Here is a 20,388-nt window from a genome sequence, read left to right as displayed (position 1 = left end):
GGACACGGTCATGAACAACGTACACGGCATTTTGCTGGTCGTCGGCGCGATGGCGGCTTTTGCGCTTGAGGATATGTTCATCAAGCATCTGTCGGTGACAGTGCCGACCGGTCAGATCATGGTTGTGTTGGGTGTGATCTGCAGCCTGGCCTTTGTCGTGATGTCGTTGGCCACGCGCAAACGTATCCTTGATCCGGTGGCGTGGCAGCCTCTGCCTCTGATGCGCGCCGGGACCGAAGCGGTTGGGGCGCTGAGTTTTGTGACCGCGCTGTCTCTGGTCGATCTGTCCACCGTGGCTGCTGTGTTTCAGGCGATGCCGCTGGCCGTCACCATGGGGGCCGCGCTGTTTCTGGGCGAGCATGTCGGCTGGCGACGGTGGAGCGCGATTGGCATCGGCTTCATCGGCGTGCTGATGATTATCCGCCCCGGGCTGGCCGGGTTTCAACCCGAGTCTTTGTTTGTCGTGGCCAGTGTGCTTGCCATCGCCGCGCGCGACCTGATCACCCGTAAGCTGGATGTTCGCGTGGCCTCGTCCGTGGTCGCCCTGCAGGCCTATGTCGCCGTGGCATTTGCTGGCGTGGCGTTGATGGTGTTTTCCGCACAACCCGTTGTGCCTTTAAATACTTGGCAGATCGGTCCCTATCTGGGTGCCGTTGGCTTTGGTTTTCTGGGTTATTACGGCATCGTCATCGCCATGCGGATTGGTGAGGCTTCGGCCCTGACGCCCTTCCGCTATACCCGGCTGATCTTCTCGATCGCCGCGGGGATGCTGATGTTCGGCGAGCGCCCGGACCTGATGACGCTGGCCGGGGCCACGTTGATCATGGGGTCGGGCATGTACACCTTTATTCGCGAACGCCGTTTGGCCCGTGAACTGGCGGTTGCAGCCTGACGGATCGTCGCACGTTGGCGCAAACAGGTAATTGTTAGCCCTAAAGGGCCGGGAATATACATGTTAGCGTTAACATGACTGGTTTACTTTTTGCCCGGTGATGGTATGAGGCGTGCAACTGATTGCAGCCACAGGAACGGGCCTCATGAGCACCATTATCGACATCCACGCACGCGAAATTCTGGACAGCCGGGGCAATCCGACCGTTGAGGTCGACGTGATTCTGGAAGACGGCACCATGGGCCGCGCCGCTGTGCCCTCGGGCGCGTCGACCGGCGCTTATGAAGCAGTGGAAAAGCGTGACGGTGACAAATCCCGCTATCTGGGCAAAGGCGTGCTTGAGGCCGTCGCTGCCGTGAACGGTGAGATTGCCGAGGAGCTGGTCGGCTTTGACGCCACCGAGCAGGTTGCCATCGATGGCGCCATGATCGAACTGGACGGAACCGAGAACAAGGGTCGGCTTGGCGCCAATGCCATTCTGGGTGTTTCGCTGGCCACGGCTAAGGCAGCGGCGGATTTCACCACGCAGCCCTTGTATCGTTATGTCGGCGGCACGTCGGCCCGCGTGCTGCCCGTGCCGATGATGAACATCATCAACGGTGGCGAACATGCCGACAACCCGATCGACATTCAGGAATTCATGATCATGCCGACCGCAGCCGCGAATATCCGCGAAGCCGTGCGCATGGGGTCTGAAGTTTTTCATACCCTTAAGCGAGAACTGTCGGCCGCTGGCCTGGCCACCGGCGTAGGCGACGAGGGCGGCTTTGCCCCCAACATCGCATCCACCCGCGAGGCGTTGGATTTCATTCTGCAGTCCATTGAAAAGGCTGGCTACAAACCCGGTGAAGAAATCCACCTGGCGCTGGACTGCGCTGCCACTGAATACTATCGCGACGGCAAATACGTTCTGTCGGGCGAGAATATCTCGCTAACCTCCGAAGAAAACGCCGAGTATCTGGCGGCGCTGGTCAAAGACTATCCGATCATCTCGATCGAAGACGGCATGTCTGAAGATGACTGGGACGGTTGGAAGGCGCTGACCGACGCCATCGGTGACCGTGTTCAACTGGTGGGCGACGACCTGTTCGTGACCAACCCCGAACGTCTGGCTAAAGGGATCGACCGCGGCTGCGCCAATTCGATGCTGGTCAAGGTGAACCAGATCGGCTCGTTGACCGAAACCCTGCGCGCCGTCGATATGGCGCACCGCGCGGGTTATACCAACGTGATGTCGCACCGTTCGGGCGAGACCGAGGATGCCACCATCGCCGATCTAGCCGTGGCGACCAATTGCGGTCAGATCAAAACCGGCTCGCTGGCGCGATCGGACCGGTTGGCCAAGTACAACCAATTGATCCGTATCGAGGAATCGTTGGGCGAAGTTGCCGAATACGCCGGGGCTTCGATCCTTAAGCGCTGAGTGTTATTCTGATCTTCGTACCTTATCGAGGATCGGCAGTTGCTTAGTATCATAGAACCCAGAACGCCGGACCACTTTGATGCGGTCCGGCGTTTGTGTTGGGAATACCGCGACTTCCTCCTGACGCTGGATGAAAAGTCGCAACGTATTGTTCAGACCATCTATTCGCAGGATAAATATGCCCGTGTGATGGAGGCCATCGAGGCCGAACATAGCCCGCCGAACGGTGGCGCGCGTCTTGCGCTGATCGGTGATCAGCCCGTTGGATGTGGCATGTTCCACACGATCGAGCCGGGCGTGGCCGAGATCAAGCGCGTATTCGTCCAGGACAGCGCCCGCGGTACGGGGGCAGGTCGTGCCATCATGCTGTCTTTGATCCAGCAATGTCGCCAGCAGGGGTTTGACCTGATCCGCATGGACACTGGCAAACCATTGCAGACAGCGACCCGACTTTACCTCTCAATGGGGTTCGTTCTGCGGGACGCATATGCCGAGATTCCGGAAATCGCCGAGGGTCATCTGCTGTTTTTCGAAATGAAATTGTAGCGGAACGGATAAGATAGACCTTTTAGCCGAATTATTTTGCGCCGCTTTCTCGTTGTTAACGTGTGGAAAAAACATAACCCTAAATATTTCTCAGCATAATTTGCGTTATGTGTGAACTTTTTCCTATTTGTCTCAATTTGAGCTGACCTATTGTGACTGGATTACAGAAAAGGGGGTACACCATGACTGGTTCGAAATTCCTTCTCGTAGTTTCAGTGATCAGCACTGTATTTTTGGCGGCCTGCTCGGGGCCGGGGACTTATCCGGTATCGGGGATGCAGGCGTCGTCCACTGACCCGGTGATGGATATGGACATTCCTGGATTCGATATGGGCGTTGAGGCGCGCTAAAGCGGCTTGCTCATCAGCACATAGCGGTCTCGCGCTTTGAAACCGGTGCGCAGATACAGTCTTTGTGTGGCTTCATTGGTCCGGTCGACCTCAAGATGCAATGCGGTTAATCCTGCCCCGGCAAGGGCTTTGGGCAAGTCCAACAGGACTTCAGTGGCGATCCCGCGACCACGAACTGCGGGGCGGATGTAGATCTCGTCGACAAAGCCGTCCATACCGCCAAATTCGACCGACCAACCAAAGGTCAGCACGATATAGCCCAGCGGCGCGCGGCCGGGTCCGATCAGATAGACGCACCCGTGGGGGATGCCCTCAAGAAGCGGGGCCAGAGCCTCGCGACGTTGATCGGCATCCTGTTCAATTCCGGCCTCGGCGTGAAAGGCCGCGACCAGCGACATCAGGCGATCCAGATCTGTGGGACGGGCAAGTTTCAGCGCGGCGCTCATAGGCGGGCCAGCCTTTCTGTTAGCAGGTCAAAGAATCCATCGGCGTCGATATCCCCCATGAACATGGCATTGGGGGGATGATCCGTCACGCGCCACCAATCAGCGACGGTCATACCAAGGGTCAGGTCGGATTGCGTTTCGATCTGCACATTGACGTGACGGCCCGAGAACAGTTCGGGCCGGATCAGATATGCGGTCACGCAGGGGTCGTGCAGCGGCGCGCCCTCTGAGCCGTATTTTTCTTTGTCGAAGCGTTCGAAGAAATCTGTCATTTCGGCAACCGCATGGCCGACTTTTGAATCGAGCGCGCGGAACGCATCGTTGCGATGTTTCGTGACCAGCGCATCATGAGTGACATCCAGTGGCATCACGACGATATGAACGCCGGATTTAAACACGATTTCAGCAGCTTCTGGATCAACGTAAATGTTGAATTCAGCGGTGGGTGTGATGTTTCCCACCTCAAAATACGCGCCACCCATCAGCACGATTTCCTGCACGCGCTCGACGATATCGGGCGCTTTCTGAAAGGCCGTGGCGATGTTGGTCAGCGGCCCCAGCGGGCAGAGCGTCACCGTTCCCGGTTCCTGCGCGCGCAGGGTGTCGATGATGAAGTCAACCGCGTGCCCATCAGCCAGCGGCATCTCCGGATCGGGCAAGACAGGGCCGTCCAGCCCGGTCTTTCCATGCACATGCTCCGCGGTGACCAAAGCGCGATTCAACGGACGGTCGCATCCAGCGTAAACGGGGATATGCGTATGCCCGGCCAGTTCACAAACAATCCGCGCGTTTTTGGCGGTCAGTTCCAGCGGCACATTCCCGGCAACAGCTGTGATGCCCAGCACGTCGATCTCATCAGGGCTGGCCAACGCCAGCAAGATTGCGACAGCGTCGTCCTGACCGGGGTCAGTGTCGATAATGATCTTGCGCGGTGCCATGATTTGCCTCCGGGGTCTTGAAGCGCGGACACTCGCAAGTGTCACCCCACTTGTCCAGCGGTTTCAGGCCTCGGTCGCTGCGTCCACAGGCGGGAGTTTGCCATTGGCGCGGTGCTCTTCGATCTTCACCTCATCCCACAGCGCATCCATTTCGGCCAAATCACTTTGCGACGGCGTTTTCCCGCGCGCGGCAAGACGTGCCTCGACCTGTTCGAACCGCCGCGTGAACTTGGCGTTGGTACGGCGCAGGGCGGCTTCGGGTTCGATGCCCAGGTGACGGCCCAGATTGACCATCACGAACAGCAAATCTCCAAACTCGTCCTCTAGCGCATCGGCATCCATGCTGTTGCGGGCCTCTTCCAGCTCAGCTGCCTCTTCGGTGATTTTGGCAAGCACATGGCTGGCATCGGGCCAGTCGAATCCCACGCGGGCGGCGCGTTTTTGCAGCTTATGGGCGCGCAACAGGGCAGGCAGGTTCGCGGCCACACCGTCCAAAGCGCCTTTTTGTTCCTTGCCCTCACGCTCGGCTGCCTTGATGGTTTCCCAATCCACCGTTTGCTGTTCCGCAGATTTGTCGCGGGATTCGTCGCCGAACACATGCGGGTGGCGGTCGACCATCTTGTCCGACATGGTGCGCACCACGTCCTGAAAAGTGAAATGTCCAGCCTCTTCAGCCATTTGCGCGTGGAAGACGGACTGGAACAGCAGGTCGCCCAGCTCACCCTTCAACTCGTCATAGGCGTTGCGTTCGATGGCATCGGCGACCTCATAGGCTTCTTCGATCGTGTAAGGGGCTATGGTGGCGAAATCCTGTTCGATATCCCACGGGCAGCCTGATTCCGGGTCGCGCAGGCGGCGCATGATTTCCAGCAAACGCTCGATACCCGCATCGCTGTCGTGGATCAGAGGATTTTCGGCCATTGCGAACCCTTTCGTTCCGGTGTCAGATGCATCCATTCCGCAGTCAGGATCAGGAGTCCACCCCAGATGCCCGTCGTCAACCGAATTGCCGATTTCTCTGCCGATATGGCCGCATGGCGCCGGCACCTGCATTCGATCCCCGAACTGGAGTTCGAATGTCACGAAACATCTGCTTTCGTCGCCGACCGACTGCGCGAGTTCGGTGTAGAAGAGCTGTATGAGGGCATCGCCAAGACAGGCATAGTGGCAATCATCAATGGGCAGGGTGAGGGGCCGACCATCGGCTTGCGCGCCGATATGGACGCATTGCCAATCCCCGAGGAAACGGGTGTGTCTTACGCGTCCAAGAACTCCGGCAAGATGCACGCCTGCGGTCACGATGGGCATACAACGATGCTGCTCGGTGCGGCCCGCTATCTGGCCGAGACGCGAAATTTCCGCGGTCGCGTGGCGCTGATCTTTCAACCCGCCGAAGAAGAGGGCGGCGGGGCCGGTGTCATGGTCGAAGAGGGGATCATGGATCGGTTCAACATCTCTCAGGTCTACGCGCTGCACAACGCGCCCGGATTTGCCGAAGGGTCGTTCTATACTACGCCAGGGCCGATCATGGCGGCGGTGGACACGTTTGAGGTGCATATTCAGGGCGTCGGAGGTCACGGCGCCATGCCGCATGAGACCCGCGATCCGGTGATGGCGGCCTGCGGCATCGCGCAGGCGATCCAGACCATTGTCAGCCGCAACCACTATGCGCTGGATGATCTGGTGGTCTCGGTCACGCAAATCCATACGGGAACGGTGAACAACGTGATCCCCGACACGGCGTTCATCAATGGGACCGTGCGCACGTTCGATCCCGCAGTGCAGAAGATGGTGATAGAGCGGATGGAACAGATCGTGCAGGGGCAGGCGACCTCGTACGGGGTAACGGCGCGGCTGGACTATGAAAAGAGCTATCCCGCCACGGTAAACGACGCCGAAAAGGCTGGTTTCGCAGCCGATGTCGCGCGCGACATCTCGGGCGCTGACCAGGTAACCGCCAACGCAGGGCGTGAGATGGGGGCCGAGGATTTTTCCTATATGTTACAGGCACGTCCCGGTGCCTATCTGTTCCTGGGGCAGGGTGAGGGCGCAGGGCTGCACCACCCCAAATACAACTTCAATGACGAGATCGCGCCGGTTGGCGCCTCGTTCTTTGCACGGATTGTCGAAAAGGCGCAGCCTTTGGGCTGATGGGGGGAAGACATGGCACTGGAAGACGCAAAAAATCAGGTGGATGAGGCATTCACTAATCCGGACCTCAAAGGGTTATCGTTCGAAAACACGTTCGGCGGCGCGACGTCATTCCTGCGGCGGCTCTATACCAAAGAGCTGAAGGGCGTAGATATCGCCGTGACCGGCGTGCCGTTCGATCAGGCCGTGACCAACCGCCCCGGCACCCGCCTAGGTCCTCGCGCAATCCGCGAGGCCAGCGCGCTGCAATCTCCGGATGCGCCTTACGGCTGGCCCTTCGACGCGCTTAGCGAATTGGCGATCGTGGATTACGGAGATATGGCCTATGACTACGCCAATATCCCTGCCTTTCCCGATACGTTGACGGATCATATCCGTACTATTTTGGCGGCCGACGTGGCCTCGGTTTCGTTGGGCGGAGATCACTATATCAGCTTTCCGATTCTAAAAGCCTATGCAGAGAAGTACGGGCCAATGTCGCTGCTGCAATTCGATGCGCACACGGACACATGGGCCGATGACGACATGTCCCGCGTCGATCACGGGACGATGTTTTACAAGGCGGTGAAATCGGGGATCGTGGACCCTAAACGCTCGGTCCAGGTGGGTATTCGCACTACGAATGAGGACACGCTGGGCGTCAACATCATAGACGCGCGCGAGGTGTATGAATCTGGTCCTGCCGCCGTGGCGCAAAAGATCAAGGGTATTCTGGGCGACAGCCCCGTTTACCTGAGCTTTGACATCGACGGTCTGGACCCGGCCTTCGCCCCCGGCACCGGCACGCCCGTCTGGGGTGGGCTGACTTCGATACAAACGCAGATCATCCTGCGCGACATTGCCGGCATCAACATCAAAGGGGGGGACGTGGTCGAGGTCTCTCCGCCTTTTGATACGTCCGGTGCCACGGCGATTGCGGGCGCGCATGTGGCGACGCAGATCATTTGTCTGCTGGGGTGGAATAAGCTGGTCTCGGATTAATTCAACAGGCTTAACCATTGGTTAGCCATCTTTCCGATATCTGGTTAACCAAAAGGCCGGACGGGAGAATGACGGGCATGACAGAATATAACCAACCCATCAGCGGCAATGATCTGGCCCGGTTCTCCGGCCCAAACACGTTTATGCGCCTGCCGCAGGTGGATTCGCTTGCCGGGCTGGACGTGGCCGTGCTGGGCATTCCGATGGATATCGGCACCTCGTGGCGGTCGGGCACGCGGTTCGGACCCAAGCAGATCCGCAGCGAAAGTGCGATGATCCGGCCCTATAACATGGCCACGTTTGCGGCCCCGTTCGACAGCCTTCAAATCGCGGATATCGGCGATCTTGCGATCAATACATTCTCGTTGGCCGAAAGTCTGAAAATCATCAAGGAAAGCTATGATGCCATCCTGGCACAGGGTGTGACGCCAGTGGCAATGGGGGGCGATCACTCGATCACCCTGCCGATCCTGCGGTCAATCGCTGCCAAACACGGGCCGGTGGCACTGGTCCATGTCGATGCCCATGCAGACGTGAATGATGAGATGTTTGGTGAAAGAGAAACGCATGGCACGGTTTTCCGCCGCGCCTACGAAGAGGGGTTGATCGTCCCTGATAAAACCTTTCAGATCGGCATTCGCGGCTCGGGCTACGCAGCATCGGATTTTACCGAGGCTAAGGGCTGGGGCTTTCGCCAATTCCCTGCTTGGGAGCTGTGGCAGCAAAATCTGACCGTGACAGGTGCCCAGATTCGCAAAGAGATCGGCGAGCATCCGGTTTACATCTCGTACGATATCGACAGCCTGGACCCCTCTATCGCCCCAGGCACCGGCACGCCCGAGATTGCCGGGCTGACCACGCCACAGGCGTTACAGCTAATCCACGCGCTGGCGGGTATGAATGTGGTGGGCTGTGATCTGGTCGAGGTTTCCCCTCCGTATGACGCTACCGGCAACACCGCACTGACAGCGGCGAACCTGCTGTTCGAGATGTTGTGCATTCTACCTGGCGTGACGTCACGATAGGGGCAGTGGCGCCTTGCCACGACCAGCGATCCGAATATTGTTTTGCAAAGCGATGGGATCGGGATGAAAAGAATGTTGTTTTGGGGATTGGTTGCCTGCTTGATCGCCATGGCTGCCATTCGCTTAGCCCCATCAGACCCCAATCGTTGGCACGTCGCTCCTGTCGGAGACACGGATCGCGATATGCCGGGCGGCGTGTTTCGGGTGATCGAAAGCTACCCCGACCGTTTTGCGCGTCTGCATGAAATCGTGACAGATACGCCCCGAACCTATGTGCTGGCGGGATCCGTGCGAGAGGGGATGGTCACCTACATAACGCGCAGCAAGGCTTTTGGATTCCCAGATTACACAACGATTCAGCAGGATGGAGACACTCTGCGCGTCTACGGTCGGTTAAGATTCGGTCGGCGAGATTTCGGGGTAAACCGAAACAGGGTCGATGGCTGGCTGGCTGCTTTGCAGCCCTGAGGACAAACACCCCTCTTGCACTTCGCGCCACATGGGGACGTTCAGGGACATTTGGCACTGGGCGGTGAACATGCGGCCGTCGACTTGTAGGCAGATCATCTCACCCAACTCGATGCGCGTTCCGGATTTGTCGGTGCAATAGCAGTCCTGTACCTTGCCTCCGGGACCGACCACATCGGCCATGGCCGGGGCTGCGCACAACAAAATAACAAGTGCCAAACGTGTCATAGCGTCAGCTTAGCACAGGGACGGCCCTTGACCAAAGCGCCGGATTAAGAGACACCGCGCGGATGATCCCCGAAGAACGCCTTGAACAGATAACTCAGCGATTCCAGTATCTCGAAGCGGCCATGGCAGATGGCGCCTCGGGCGGAGATATTGCGGCCTTGGCCAAGGAGTATTCTGATCTGAAGCCGGTCGTGGATCAAATCATGGCGTGGCGTCAGCTGGTCGCCGATCTGGCTGAAGCTGAAACGATGCTGGCCGATCCCGACATGAAAGAGCTGGCCGAGGAAGAAATCCCCGAGCTTCAGGCTCGTATCCCGCAGGCCGAACAAGCCCTGCAACTGGCGTTGTTGCCGCGGGACAAGGCCGATGCGCGTCCAGCGATGTTGGAAATCCGCCCAGGAACGGGCGGGGATGAGGCTGCGTTGTTCGCGGGCGATCTGCTGCGCATGTATCAACGCTATGCCGAAGCGCGCGGCTGGCAGTTTGAGATCATTGAAGAGCAAGCCTCGGACCTTGGCGGAATTAAAGAGGTGGTGGCCCACATAAAGGGCGACAATGTCTTTGCCCGCATGAAATACGAATCCGGTGTACACCGCGTTCAGCGAGTACCCGAAACCGAAAGCGGTGGGCGGATTCATACCTCGGCAGCCACCGTGGCGGTTCTGCCCGAGGCCGAGGATGTGGACATTCAGATCGACGCCAATGACATTCGCATCGACACGATGCGCAGTTCGGGCGCGGGCGGGCAGCACGTGAACACCACGGACTCGGCAGTGCGGATCACACACCTGCCCAGTGGTCTGGTGGTGACGAGTTCCGAGAAATCACAACACCGCAACCGTGAAATTGCGATGCAGGTTCTGAAAACGCGCCTGTATGATCTTGAACGCCAACGGATCGACAGCGAACGATCCGCTGATCGCGCCAGTCAGGTAGGCTCGGGCGACCGGTCCGAGCGGATCAGGACGTATAATTTTCCGCAGGGGCGGATGACGGATCACCGCATCAACCTGACGCTCTATAAGCTGGATCAGGTGATGCAGGGCGATCTGGATGAGGTAATCGACGCGCTGACCGCTGACGGCCAGGCCCGCCTGCTGGCCGAGATGGCACAATGATCGCTGCGTTGACTGCCGCCCAGGCCATGGTTGCCGCCACCGCCCGCTTGCGCGCTGCTGGAGTCGATGATCCGGCACGTGATGCACGGGTTTTGCTGGCCCATGCCGCACGGATAGAGGCCAGCCGAGTCACGTTGATTGCGCCCGAGGAACTGTCACCCGAGATTGCCGAACGGTACGATCACCTGATCTCGCTGCGGGCTATCCGCGTGCCGGTGTCGCACTTGCTGGGAGAGCGCGAGTTTTATGGTCGCAGGTTCCGTGTCAGCCGAGATGTGCTGGACCCGCGCCCTGAAACCGAGACTCTGGTCGAGGCGGCGTTAAGCGAACCGTTCGATCATGTTCTGGACTTGGGCACAGGCTCTGGCTGTATCTTGATTACTCTGCTGGCCGAGCGCACCAGTGCTTCGGGTATCGGTGCGGATCTAAGCGAATCCGCCTGTCTGCAAGCCAGCGCCAATGCGGTGCAGCATCAGGTGCAGGACAGGGTCGAGATTTTACGCTCGGATTGGTTTGAAAATATCGAAGGGTTGTTTGACCTGATTGTTGCAAACCCGCCCTATATTTCGCTGGAGGAGATGCAGGACCTGTCCCCGGAGGTGCGTGAACATGAACCGCGTATGGCACTGACGGACGAAGGGGACGGGCTGGGCGCATACCGCCATATTGCCGCCTCGGCCCCGGATTTTCTGATGCCCGGCGGGCGGATTCTGGTTGAAATCGGACCGACACAGGGTAAGGCCGTTGCAGCCCTTTTCCAAGCGACTGGACTAGTTGATGCAGGCGTTATCCCCGATCTGGACGGTCGAGATCGTGTTGTTGTCGCCAGAATGCCGTAAAATTGGCGCATGATGAGGCTGAAATGCGCCGATCAATGTAAAAAAGCTGCGAATTTTTGGACAAACCTCTTGTCTGTAGGCGCTGGACATGCTTACTCAGAGTTAGTCGGAGAGGTTGACGCTGTTTCAGCGGGCCCCTGACGCCAAGCCCAAAAAAGTCGACATCGCGTGACGGCTAATGCCATTGAGCAGTGCAGGACGCGACTTGATCGGCACCGAATGACAAGGCTGACGTAAAGTACGATGAGATCTTCTAAATCCCGCTCGCGGGCCAAGAATAACCGCAATCGCCCCTCTGGCGGCAACGTTGTTAACCGGGTTTTCGATAGTTCAGGCCCCGAAGGCAAGGTGCGCGGCACGCCCCAGCAGATCATTGACAAATACAACCAACTGGCGCGCGACGCCCAGCTAGGTAACGACCGTGTGGCAGCTGAGAACTTTCAGCAGCACGCCGAGCATTATCTGCGTCTGCTCAGCGAAGCGCAGCGCGAAATCGAAGCGCGCCGCGAAGAGCAGGAGCGCCAGAATCGCGAACGTCAGGCCGAGCGTGACCGGGAACGTGCCGAACGACAGGAGCGCGAAGCGGCCCGTCAGGCCGATCCGGCCGAGGCACCGCAACCCGACGTGATGGATTTCGGAGCCGAAGCTTCCGCCCCCGAATCCGGTCTGGTCGAGACCCCGGAAAGCAAAGATGCCGCCCCGGTGGTCGATGCGCCCGAGAAATCGGAGAAGAAAGAAAAACCTGCACGCCGCCCGCGTGCGCGCAAGCCCAAGGCTGCGCCGGTTGAGGATGCCCCCAAAACGGATGGGGATGCGCCAGAAGCGGCGGAATAAATAAAGACTCCGAAATTGCGAAAGCCCTGGGATGGTCCGGGGCTTTTTCTTTGCTTTCAGCCTTTTTTGACTTCGCGCGCTAAAGCACAAAACGCCTCAAGCGGGACCTGTTCGGCCCGTTCGGTGGGCTGGATACTAGCTGCGAGCAACCTGTCTTCGATATCCGATGCAACACCTTTTAACGATGCGCGCAGCATTTTCCGGCGCTGGTTAAAGGCAGCCGCGACGACGCGTGACAGTGTGGCAGCATCGGCCGGATAACGCGGCTCGGGCAGGGCGGTCAGGTGAACAACGGCGCTGGAAACCTTGGGTGGAGGGGTGAAGGCACCAGGCGGCAATGACATGGCGATCCGCGCCTCGGCCCGCCATTGGGCGAGGATGGCGAGGCGGCCATAGGCCTTGCTGCCAGGTTGGGCGACGATACGCTCGGCCACCTCACGCTGGAACATCAGGGTCAGGCTCTGCCAGAAGGGCGGCCACTCCGGCGGGGTAAGCCAGCGAACCAGCAACTCGGTGCCGACATTGTAGGGCAGATTGGCTGCGATGCGAATCGGTGGAGTTAGGTGCGCCAGCGGGTCGATTTCAAGCGCATCGCCGTTGATAACCTCAAGCCTTCCGGGGTAGGCGTCTGCGATGTCGTTCAGGGCCGCGATGCAGCGTGTGTCTTTTTCCACCGCCACGACCTTGCGTGCGCCCTCTGACAACAACCCACGGGTCAGGCCTCCGGGGCCGGGGCCAATTTCCAACACGTCGCATTCCGTAAGATCTCCGGCCTGACGCGCGATCTTGGCCGTCAGGTTCAGGTCCAGCAAAAAATTCTGCCCTAGCGACTTGCGGGCCGAAAGCTGGTGGGTCGCGATGACTTCGCGTAGCGGAGGGAGATTGTCGATTGCACTCATGATCCGGTTGCCGTGACGCGGGGCGCGCCGATGATTTTGCCTTTGGTTGGGGTATTTTCAGCCAACAGAAGGGTCAAGCGCTTTGTGCCATGCGTTGGGCCAGCTTAAGTGCTTCGATCAGGCTGGTGGGTGTGGCGATGCCTTGGCCTGCGATATCCAGTGCGGTGCCGTGATCGGGTGAGGTGCGGATAAAGGGAAGGCCAAGCGTCACGTTGACCCCGCGATCGAAATCCAGCGTTTTGATCGGGATAAGTGCTTGATCATGATACATCGCAATCGCTGCGTCATAACGGGCGCGCGCAGCGGCGTGGAACATCGTATCGGCAGGGTGTGGCCCGGTAACGGTGTAGCTGTCGTCAGGGAGGTCGGCGATCAGGGGCGCGATCCAGTCCAACTCTTCATGGCCCATCTTCCCGCCTTCACCGGCATGGGGGTTCAGACCCGCGATGGCAATACGAGGATGCGCGATACCGAATTGATTGCGCAGTCCTTGGACGGTGATTGCGATGGTGTCGTGCAGCAGGTCCGGGGTCAGAGCCGAAGGCACCCGGGACAGCGCGATATGGATGGTTGCTGGCACCACGCGCAATTGCGCGCTGGCCAGCATCATGACCACCCGGTCCCGACCGGCCAGGGCGGCGAGAAATTCAGTATGGCCGGGATAAGCGAAGCTGGCGCCGTCGATCAGGGCTTTCTTGTGGATCGGCGCGGTACAAAGCGCCGAGGCCGCACCGGATTGCACCAGCGAAACACCGCGCTCAATAGCGGCGATGACTGAGGGCGCGTTGGCCGGATTGGGTTGGCCGGGGACATTGGGCGCCGGAAAATCCAATTGCAGAACCGGCAGCGCCGAGGCGCTGATTTTAACAGATTCGGACGGGTCAGTTATGCGAACAACCGGCGTTCCCGGCGGCAAGTGGGTTGCATCACCGATATAGAAGAACGGACATGTGTGGCGAAGGTCCGACCACGCTTTGGCTGCGATTTCCGGGCCTATTCCGGCCGGGTCACCACAGCTGAGCGCGATTGGGGATGTCATTGCTCGACAATGTTTGCTTCGGCGCGCAGCTGTGCCACAAGGCTGTTAGCAAAAGCCTCGAGACGTTGTTGCGTCAGCGCGTTGGCAACGTCCACTCGCGAAGTCTCTTCGCCCAGATCACGGGTGCGGGTGCAGAGCATCAGGAACATCAGGGTCTGGCCATTGTTGCGGGTCAGCGTGGTGGACACCTCATTCAGGTCAAGCTTGGCAAGCTCCAGCGCCACGTCACGCGGAATCTCACCGGGGCTGGCCTGAATCCGTTGCAATACTTCTGGTGGTTGGTCCTTGGCGATGCCGTAGAGGTCATCGCAGGTGTCAATTTCTTCTCTAAGTTTGGCCGCCCGTGCCAGGGTTTCAGCACTACGGCCACCGGCCATATTATAGATCGCGTAGTCTATCTCGGAATAGTTGGTCGCGCTGGTCGCGACCTCACGCAGTCCGCGCATCTGGAACAGCGCAATGGCGTTGGGCAACGAAAGCGGCTGTGTGATCTCTCCGTCCTTCAAACCCAGGATCACCGGTTGCAGTGCTGGCGGCAGGCTGGTGAGGCTCAGCCAGTCAAGTCGTCCACCATTATCGCGGGTGGCTGCCGCTGAATATTGTGTGGCTGCGGCTGAGAAGGAGTCAAACCCCTGCAGTTGGGCAATCTCTTGGGCAAGCAGATCCGCCTGGGCAAGGGTTTGCTGATTTACCGGAATAATGATTTCGGACAGCAACACTTGCAGGCCCCCGCTGTCAGTTTGACCCAGGGCACGGTTGATCTCCTCCTCGGACGGGCGCGCCTGTGACAGGAAACGCGCACTGACATAGTCGCGCCAAGCAACCTGATCGGCCACGAAATCCCGAACGGTTTCGCGATCAACACCCTGATCGGCAAGCAATTGCAAGAACCGGTCTGTAGACAACTGCCCACGCGCGGCAAATTCGTCTATGCCGACCTGAATGTCTTCGGGGGCGGCCTGGATCCCGGCCTCGCGCATAATCTGGCGACGCAGCCTTTCGTCGATCAGCGCATCACGGACTTCGGCGTCGGACGCACCGGGGGCACCCAGTGCGGTCAGGAATTGTTGCCGTTGTGACAGCTCGTACCAGGTGATGATGTCTTGATTGACTTTGATCGCCGGGGAAAACAGGCTTTGGGCACCAGCTTGTGGCGACGTCAAAGCCAGCACAGCCCCGATCAGCATTGGGGCGACCGGTTTAAGCCAACCGGAGCGGAGGAAACTGGTGAAACCTGAAATCAACTGCATCTTCTCTTGTACTGTTGGCCGCCACTGTTAACGGAGTACCCCGTCAAGGCTACGGTAAAGCCGAATTCTGTCGAAGGCTCAATACTTGATGATGAAGTAAAGCGCCTACTGACATTCATGTTAACCTGTACGCATTCATTCTGATACGTCACCCCCAACCCATAGCGGATCGGTTCGGATTCGCTTAGGTCATAGCGCGCCAGGGCCCGTGTGTTCCAGTTCTGATCCACCCGGTAACGTCCGGTCAACCGAACTTCGGAAATCTCGTCGTCGATACCTTCAGCCGGGTCCGGCTCTTGCCAGCCATAGCTTCCGGTGAAGCCGACCCGCGGCTGTTGCCAGCCGACCCGCAGTTCGGCTTTGGAAAAGCTGAAATCTCCGTTTAACAAGCCACGGCCGGCCAGACGCCAGCCGTTATTGGTTTGAATCTGACCTGCCAGCAGCAAGTCTGAGGTTGTCCCCTGCAAGCCCGAGGTCAGGTTGAAACTGGGGTCAGCATCTGCACGGTACACCTGACCTATCGTGGCAAGAGCCCGCCAGCCGCCGGCTGCATAGCGGGACCAGTTCAGGCCCACAACGCCGGTCACGCCGTCTTCGCGCCGGTCGGGAGCTGGAAAGCGGGACAGGGACAGCAAGTTACCCTGATCGAATTCCTGAAACGTACTTTCGTCATTTGGCACGTCATCGTCCGAGACATGGGTCCATCCAATCTGGGCAATCGGTTCCAATATCTGGGTCGCCCCCGATGACTCGCGCTTGCGCATTGGATAGCGTAGCGTCAATGCCGCGCGCGGCGTGGTGCGCGTGACGTTATCGGGAAAATCGCTGTCGTGACGAATGTTGAACGCATCAACCGACGCACCGGCCCGCACCTCAGCCCGAAGGCCCGACGCAAAGGTCCAGTCGCGCAGCCATTCTGCATCAAAAGTGGCACGAGCAACGTCCCGTCCGACGATATCCTCGTCACTGGTACGTTCATGCGCGTGAGTAACAAAGCCCAACCGAACCTCGCCGCCCACAGAGGTCGGGAACAGACGCTTTTCATAATACAGATCAAAGATCCGTGACGGGATTTCGTCCTGTTCTTCGCTATCGCGCAGGGTTTTATAGTGGGTGAAACTGGTACGGAACGCCGTGTCGCGTTTGATCCGTTCCAGCGCAACTTGGCTACGCAGCCGATCCAGATCTGGCAGGCCATAATCGGCCAGATAAGCATCGTCTGACGTTGTTCTGATGTTGAAAAGGAACCGATAACCGTCGTTCAGGTTGAACCAGCCATTGGCAAACAAGTATCCGCGATCTTCACCCGGCTGCAGATCATCGCGGGTATAGGCACCCTCAAGCTGGATGCGCCCCCTTTTAAAGGCCTGTCGATAGCGAAACCCAAGTGTATTGGTCTTGGACGAGACATAGGGCGTCAGTGTCAGATCCTTGTGGTCACCCAGCTTGATGAAATACGGCACCTGGACGCCAGTGCCCAACTGCGAGGTGGTTCGGATCGACGGCACCAAAAACCCGGTGGCCCGCTCTAGCGTCGGGTCCGGCAGTCGCAGATAGGGGAAATAGAACACCGGTACATCCAGCACCCGAAGCTGCGCCCCCTCAAAGTAGAGTTGCCGTTCCAGTTGATCATGCGTGACCTTGCGGGCCCGGATCTGCCAGATCGGCGGTTTGCCATTCGCGCAGACATGGCACGAGGTGGCCGAAACCTTGCTGAACTGCGTATACCTGCCCGCCGCGCGCGTGGCCTGAACCGAAGCAATCTGCACCTGCTGGTCGAACACCATCCGCGCGCCGATCAGCAGGCCATTCTGAATACCGTCATCCAGTTCGGCCGAGTCCGCCAGGATTGTCGTATCACCGGCCTGATCGATACGGATTGGCCCCTCCAGCGTAAGCGCGCCGGTATCGCGGTCATAGGTGATGCGGTCAGCGGTGATTTTGATGTCACCCTGAAAAGCTTCGACATTGCCTTCAGCCACCAGCACGCGTTCGGGTGTGATGAAGATTTCGTCAGCCACCAGCAGGGCGGGCTGGTCCTCTTGCTGGGTGTCCTGCGCCGGGCCAGGGGCTGATTGGGTCTGGGCGGCGGCACCTGTTGGCATTGCCAGAGCCACAGCGCCGGACAGCAAAAGACTTGATATGAGCCGCATCAGCCGTCCTCCGCATGGAGAAGAAGGCCAAGGGAAAGAAGAATGGCTGCAAAGGGCGGAGCCCAGGCTGCGACGAAGATTGGCAATTGACCGTTTTCTCCGAGTATTTGGGCAAAGTTGCGAACGAAGTAGATTGAGAATCCCAAAAGCACTGCGGACAGAACCGCGATACCGGTGCCACCAAAACGGACATGGCGCATGGTAAAGGCCGCGCCGATCATCACCATGGCCGCCAGAAAGAGCGGCCGCGCAAGTTGAACCTGCAACCAGACCTCATATTGCTTGGTGGAAAATCCGGCTTCGCGGAGATCACGGATAAGCTGTGGCAAGTCGTAGACGGATACGGAATCCTGCTGGCCCAACGTGTCCAGAATGCGCTGGCGCGTCAGCGTGGTGGGAATTTCGATGCGCTGATGTGTTTGAGCCGTCGCCTCGGGGTTCATATCATCCGCCAGAGACCAGATCTTGGCATTGTGCAATATCCAAGACCCGTTCGACAGCTGTGCCCGATTGGCATTGATTTGCTGTGTTGGTTTACCATCCGGCGAAAATGTAACGATCGTTACGCCGGTTAGTTCCAACGCATCCGCATTTGTGGTGCCGCGCGCGTGGATGACCGATTGCCCATTTTCCGAACCCTGCCGCAACCAAAGCCCCTCGCTGGTGATCGACAGCGCCGAGTTGCCTTTGTCTTTGTAGGCATCAGACAGGCGTCGGTACTCCTCGGACGTGGCGGCGGTGATCGGGTTCAGCAAGGCCACCGCGAGGGTCCCAATGATCAATGCCAACGTGACCGGAGCCAGCAGCGCCCGGATACCGGACCGCCCGATGGCGCGTGTCACTACCAGTTCGGAATTGCGCGCCAAGCCGATGAACAATGCAATGGTGGCAAGGATGACCAGCAAGGGCAGCATCTCGCTGATCGCTGCGGGTGAATTCAGCAAGGTCAGGTGCAGCAGCGTGCCAAAGGACAGCCCCTCCGAGTTGAACCGGCGGGCTTGTTCGACCAGATCAATCAGAATCAGCAGCGTTAGAAAAATGCCGCCAATGACCAGAAAGCTTTGCATGAACCGGCGGGCGAAATAGCGGTCGAGGATCACGATTGTGCCTCCGCCTTGATCCGGCAGCAGGTGAAATCGGCACCGAAACGGCCAGAATCACCTTCGCCTGCGCGGATGCGCAACGGCATATGCCTGCCCTGTCTCGCCAATTCGTTCTCCCCCGATCCTGCCGGAATTTTTCCGCGACTGTAATGCAATTGGCACGCGGGGAAAACTGCTATCTGGTCAAGCCGCGCGGTGCGGGCTAGGTCTTGGGGAACAGTTTTTGAGGAGTTCGCAATGAGCAGTCTTGTCCCGATCCGGTTTCAGCCCTTTGATACGGATGCAATGGCGCAAGCCGAAGGCCGGGTGGTGGTAATCATCCCATCGGACGGCAAGATGAGCCCCGCGGTGCGTCGGGCCAACCGTCTGACCCGCGGTGCGGTGGCGCGTCTGGTGGAAAGTCCCCGGTTTGAAAAGGTAAAGACGGGCGATGTGATCTCGATGGCTTGGCCTGGTGGAATGGCGGCCGAGGCGCTGGATATCGTGATCCTGCCCCGCCGTCCTGATCCGGCCGAGGCCCGCAAGGCGGGCGCGGCGCTGGCCAAGCTGGCAGGGGGCAAGGACGTGCTGGTGATGGCAGGCAATCAGGTCCGGACCGAAGATCTGACTATGGGCATCGTGCTGCGCAGCTATGATTTCGATGCGCACAAGACCAAAGAGGCGGAAGAGGTTGGCACCGTCACCATCAGTCATCAGAAACCCGACGAGGTCGAAGCCGCCTTTGCCCCGCAATACGCCGTGGCCGATGGGGTGCGGATGACCCGTGATCTGACCAACGAGCCTGCAAACGTCCTGACCACCACTGAATTCGCCGACCGTTTGGCCGAGATGGCGGAGCTGGGCCTTGAGGTTGAGGTTCTGGAAGAGGACAAACTGGCCGAGTTGGGCATGCGTACGCTGCTGAGCGTCGGGCAGGGTTCGGTCAGCCCCTCGAAGGTTGTGGTGATGCAGTGGAACGGCGGTGATAAGGACGACGCGCCACTGGCTCTGGTGGGTAAGGGTGTCGTGTTCGACACCGGTGGTATCTCGCTAAAGCCCGCAGGCGGCATGGAAGACATGACCATGGATATGGGCGGTGCGGGCGTTGTCGCTGGCACCATGCGTGCGTTGGCCAAGCGCAAGGCCAAGGCCAACGTGGTCGGTCTGGTCGGGCTGGTCGAAAACATGCCGTCCGGCAATGCCAGCCGTCCGGGCGATGTGGTCAAGTCGATGAAGGGCGACACGGTCGAGATCATCAACACCGACGCCGAAGGGCGTTTGGTTCTGTGCGATGTGATGTGGTACACGCAAGAGCGGTTCCAACCGGTGGGCATGATCGATCTGGCCACGCTGACCGGCGCGGTGATCATTGGTCTGGGCCACGAGAATGCCGGTGTATTTTCCAACAATGACACGTTCTGCGATGCCTTCCTGAAATCGGCCAAGGCCGAGGATGAAGGCGCGTGGCGCCTGCCGCTGGGCGAAGGGTACGACAAACAGTTGAAGTCGCGCATTGCTGATATGAAAAATGTCGGCGGTCGCCCGGCAGGCTCGATCACAGCGGCGCAATTCCTGCAGCGTTTTGTGAAAGAAGAAACGCCTTGGATTCACCTCGATATTGCGGGCGTGGCCTCGGTGTCGTCGGAAACATCCTATGCGCCCAAAGGGGCAACCGGCTGGGGCGTTCGCGCGCTCAGCCGTTTGGTGCAGGATAACTTCGAGTAGT

20 protein-coding genes are annotated in these 20,388 nt (G+C 59.0%); 12 read left to right on the top strand and 8 right to left on the bottom strand.

Going from position 1 to position 20,388, the window contains the following annotated elements; genetic code table 11:
- The first annotated feature begins 10 nt into the window (after nt 1–10).
- From ACR3EP_RS06485 to ACR3EP_RS06470, 4 genes are all read left to right on the top strand, one after another.
- Entirely contained in the window at nt 11–892 is an 882-nt protein-coding gene (locus tag ACR3EP_RS06485) for a DMT family transporter (protein ID WP_226688351.1), read from the top strand.
- A 145-nt stretch (nt 893–1,037) separates the two neighbouring features.
- Nucleotides 1,038–2,315, top strand: a complete 1,278-nt coding sequence (gene eno, locus ACR3EP_RS06480; RefSeq protein WP_480636909.1) for a phosphopyruvate hydratase — start codon at nt 1,038–1,040, stop codon at nt 2,313–2,315.
- Between the two features lie 39 nt (nt 2,316–2,354).
- On the top strand, nt 2,355–2,861 hold the full coding sequence (locus ACR3EP_RS06475; RefSeq protein WP_480636907.1) for a GNAT family N-acetyltransferase: 507 nt from the start codon (nt 2,355–2,357) through the stop codon (nt 2,859–2,861).
- Nucleotides 2,862–3,043: 182 nt separating this feature from the next.
- Complete coding sequence (locus ACR3EP_RS06470) at nt 3,044–3,211, top strand: hypothetical protein (RefSeq protein ID WP_165590747.1); 168 nt, start codon at nt 3,044–3,046, stop codon at nt 3,209–3,211.
- Here ACR3EP_RS06470 and ACR3EP_RS06465 read toward each other — a convergent pair.
- The 3 genes from ACR3EP_RS06465 to mazG form a co-directional block, all read right to left on the bottom strand.
- Entirely contained in the window at nt 3,208–3,657 is a 450-nt protein-coding gene (locus ACR3EP_RS06465; protein WP_170348955.1) for a GNAT family N-acetyltransferase, read from the bottom strand. The genes ACR3EP_RS06470 and ACR3EP_RS06465 overlap by 4 nt on opposite strands.
- Nucleotides 3,654–4,595, bottom strand: coding sequence for a nucleoside hydrolase (locus ACR3EP_RS06460; protein ID WP_425080508.1), 942 nt, complete (start codon nt 4,593–4,595; stop codon nt 3,654–3,656). The genes ACR3EP_RS06465 and ACR3EP_RS06460 overlap by 4 nt, the downstream gene beginning before the upstream one ends.
- Before the next feature lie 63 nt (nt 4,596–4,658).
- Complete coding sequence (gene mazG / locus ACR3EP_RS06455; protein WP_480638998.1) at nt 4,659–5,516, bottom strand: nucleoside triphosphate pyrophosphohydrolase; 858 nt, start codon at nt 5,514–5,516, stop codon at nt 4,659–4,661.
- Nucleotides 5,517–5,582: 66 nt separating this feature from the next.
- On the opposite strand from mazG, the gene ACR3EP_RS06450 reads away from it, so the two are divergent.
- From ACR3EP_RS06450 to ACR3EP_RS06420, 7 genes are all read left to right on the top strand, one after another.
- Nucleotides 5,583–6,746, top strand: coding sequence for a M20 aminoacylase family protein (locus ACR3EP_RS06450; protein WP_480636906.1), 1,164 nt, complete (start codon nt 5,583–5,585; stop codon nt 6,744–6,746).
- A 12-nt stretch (nt 6,747–6,758) separates the two neighbouring features.
- Nucleotides 6,759–7,727, top strand: coding sequence for an agmatinase (gene speB / locus ACR3EP_RS06445; RefSeq protein ID WP_170348951.1), 969 nt, complete (start codon nt 6,759–6,761; stop codon nt 7,725–7,727).
- A gap of 77 nt (nt 7,728–7,804) precedes the next feature.
- Nucleotides 7,805–8,752, top strand: a complete 948-nt coding sequence (speB, locus tag ACR3EP_RS06440) for an agmatinase (RefSeq protein WP_480636904.1) — start codon at nt 7,805–7,807, stop codon at nt 8,750–8,752.
- A gap of 72 nt (nt 8,753–8,824) precedes the next feature.
- The gene (locus ACR3EP_RS06435) at nt 8,825–9,220 is read left to right on the top strand and encodes a DUF1499 domain-containing protein (RefSeq protein WP_480636902.1); all 396 of its coding nucleotides are present in this window, start codon (nt 8,825–8,827) and stop codon (nt 9,218–9,220) included.
- 290 nt (nt 9,221–9,510) lie between these two features.
- Nucleotides 9,511–10,566 carry a peptide chain release factor 1 gene (gene prfA / locus ACR3EP_RS06430; protein WP_170396051.1) on the top strand — a complete coding sequence of 352 codons (1,056 nt, stop codon included), beginning with the start codon at nt 9,511–9,513 and terminating at the stop codon, nt 10,564–10,566.
- A complete protein-coding gene (gene prmC / locus ACR3EP_RS06425) occupies nt 10,563–11,405 on the top strand; it encodes a peptide chain release factor N(5)-glutamine methyltransferase (RefSeq protein WP_480636900.1) in 843 nt (280 codons plus the stop codon). Before prfA ends, prmC begins: the two co-directional genes overlap by 4 nt.
- Before the next feature lie 243 nt (nt 11,406–11,648).
- On the top strand, nt 11,649–12,239 hold the full coding sequence (locus ACR3EP_RS06420; RefSeq protein WP_170348945.1) for a DUF4167 domain-containing protein: 591 nt from the start codon (nt 11,649–11,651) through the stop codon (nt 12,237–12,239).
- Nucleotides 12,240–12,295: 56 nt separating this feature from the next.
- On the opposite strand, the gene rsmA is transcribed toward ACR3EP_RS06420, so the two are convergent.
- From rsmA to lptG, 5 genes are all read right to left on the bottom strand, one after another.
- The gene (gene rsmA / locus ACR3EP_RS06415) at nt 12,296–13,138 is read right to left on the bottom strand and encodes a 16S rRNA (adenine(1518)-N(6)/adenine(1519)-N(6))-dimethyltransferase RsmA (RefSeq protein ID WP_170549280.1); all 843 of its coding nucleotides are present in this window, start codon (nt 13,136–13,138) and stop codon (nt 12,296–12,298) included.
- A 73-nt stretch (nt 13,139–13,211) separates the two neighbouring features.
- Nucleotides 13,212–14,177 carry a 4-hydroxythreonine-4-phosphate dehydrogenase PdxA gene (gene pdxA / locus ACR3EP_RS06410; protein WP_170549277.1) on the bottom strand — a complete coding sequence of 322 codons (966 nt, stop codon included), beginning with the start codon at nt 14,175–14,177 and terminating at the stop codon, nt 13,212–13,214.
- The gene (locus ACR3EP_RS06405) at nt 14,174–15,427 is read right to left on the bottom strand and encodes a peptidylprolyl isomerase (RefSeq protein ID WP_480636898.1); all 1,254 of its coding nucleotides are present in this window, start codon (nt 15,425–15,427) and stop codon (nt 14,174–14,176) included. The genes pdxA and ACR3EP_RS06405 overlap by 4 nt, the downstream gene beginning before the upstream one ends.
- Nucleotides 15,418–17,580, bottom strand: coding sequence for an LPS-assembly protein LptD (locus ACR3EP_RS06400; RefSeq protein ID WP_480636896.1), 2,163 nt, complete (start codon nt 17,578–17,580; stop codon nt 15,418–15,420). Before ACR3EP_RS06400 ends, ACR3EP_RS06405 begins: the two co-directional genes overlap by 10 nt.
- Entirely contained in the window at nt 17,580–18,680 is a 1,101-nt protein-coding gene (gene lptG, locus ACR3EP_RS06395; RefSeq protein WP_480636894.1) for an LPS export ABC transporter permease LptG, read from the bottom strand. Before lptG ends, ACR3EP_RS06400 begins: the two co-directional genes overlap by 1 nt.
- 240 nt (nt 18,681–18,920) lie before the next feature.
- Here lptG and ACR3EP_RS06390 point away from each other — a divergent pair, with 240 nt between their 5' ends.
- Complete coding sequence (locus tag ACR3EP_RS06390) at nt 18,921–20,387, top strand: leucyl aminopeptidase (protein ID WP_480636892.1); 1,467 nt, start codon at nt 18,921–18,923, stop codon at nt 20,385–20,387.
- The last annotated feature ends 1 nt before the right edge of the window (nt 20,388 follow it).

Source organism: Ruegeria sp. BB10, assembly GCF_056535725.1.
This window is presented reverse-complemented; position numbering and strand designations above follow the sequence as displayed.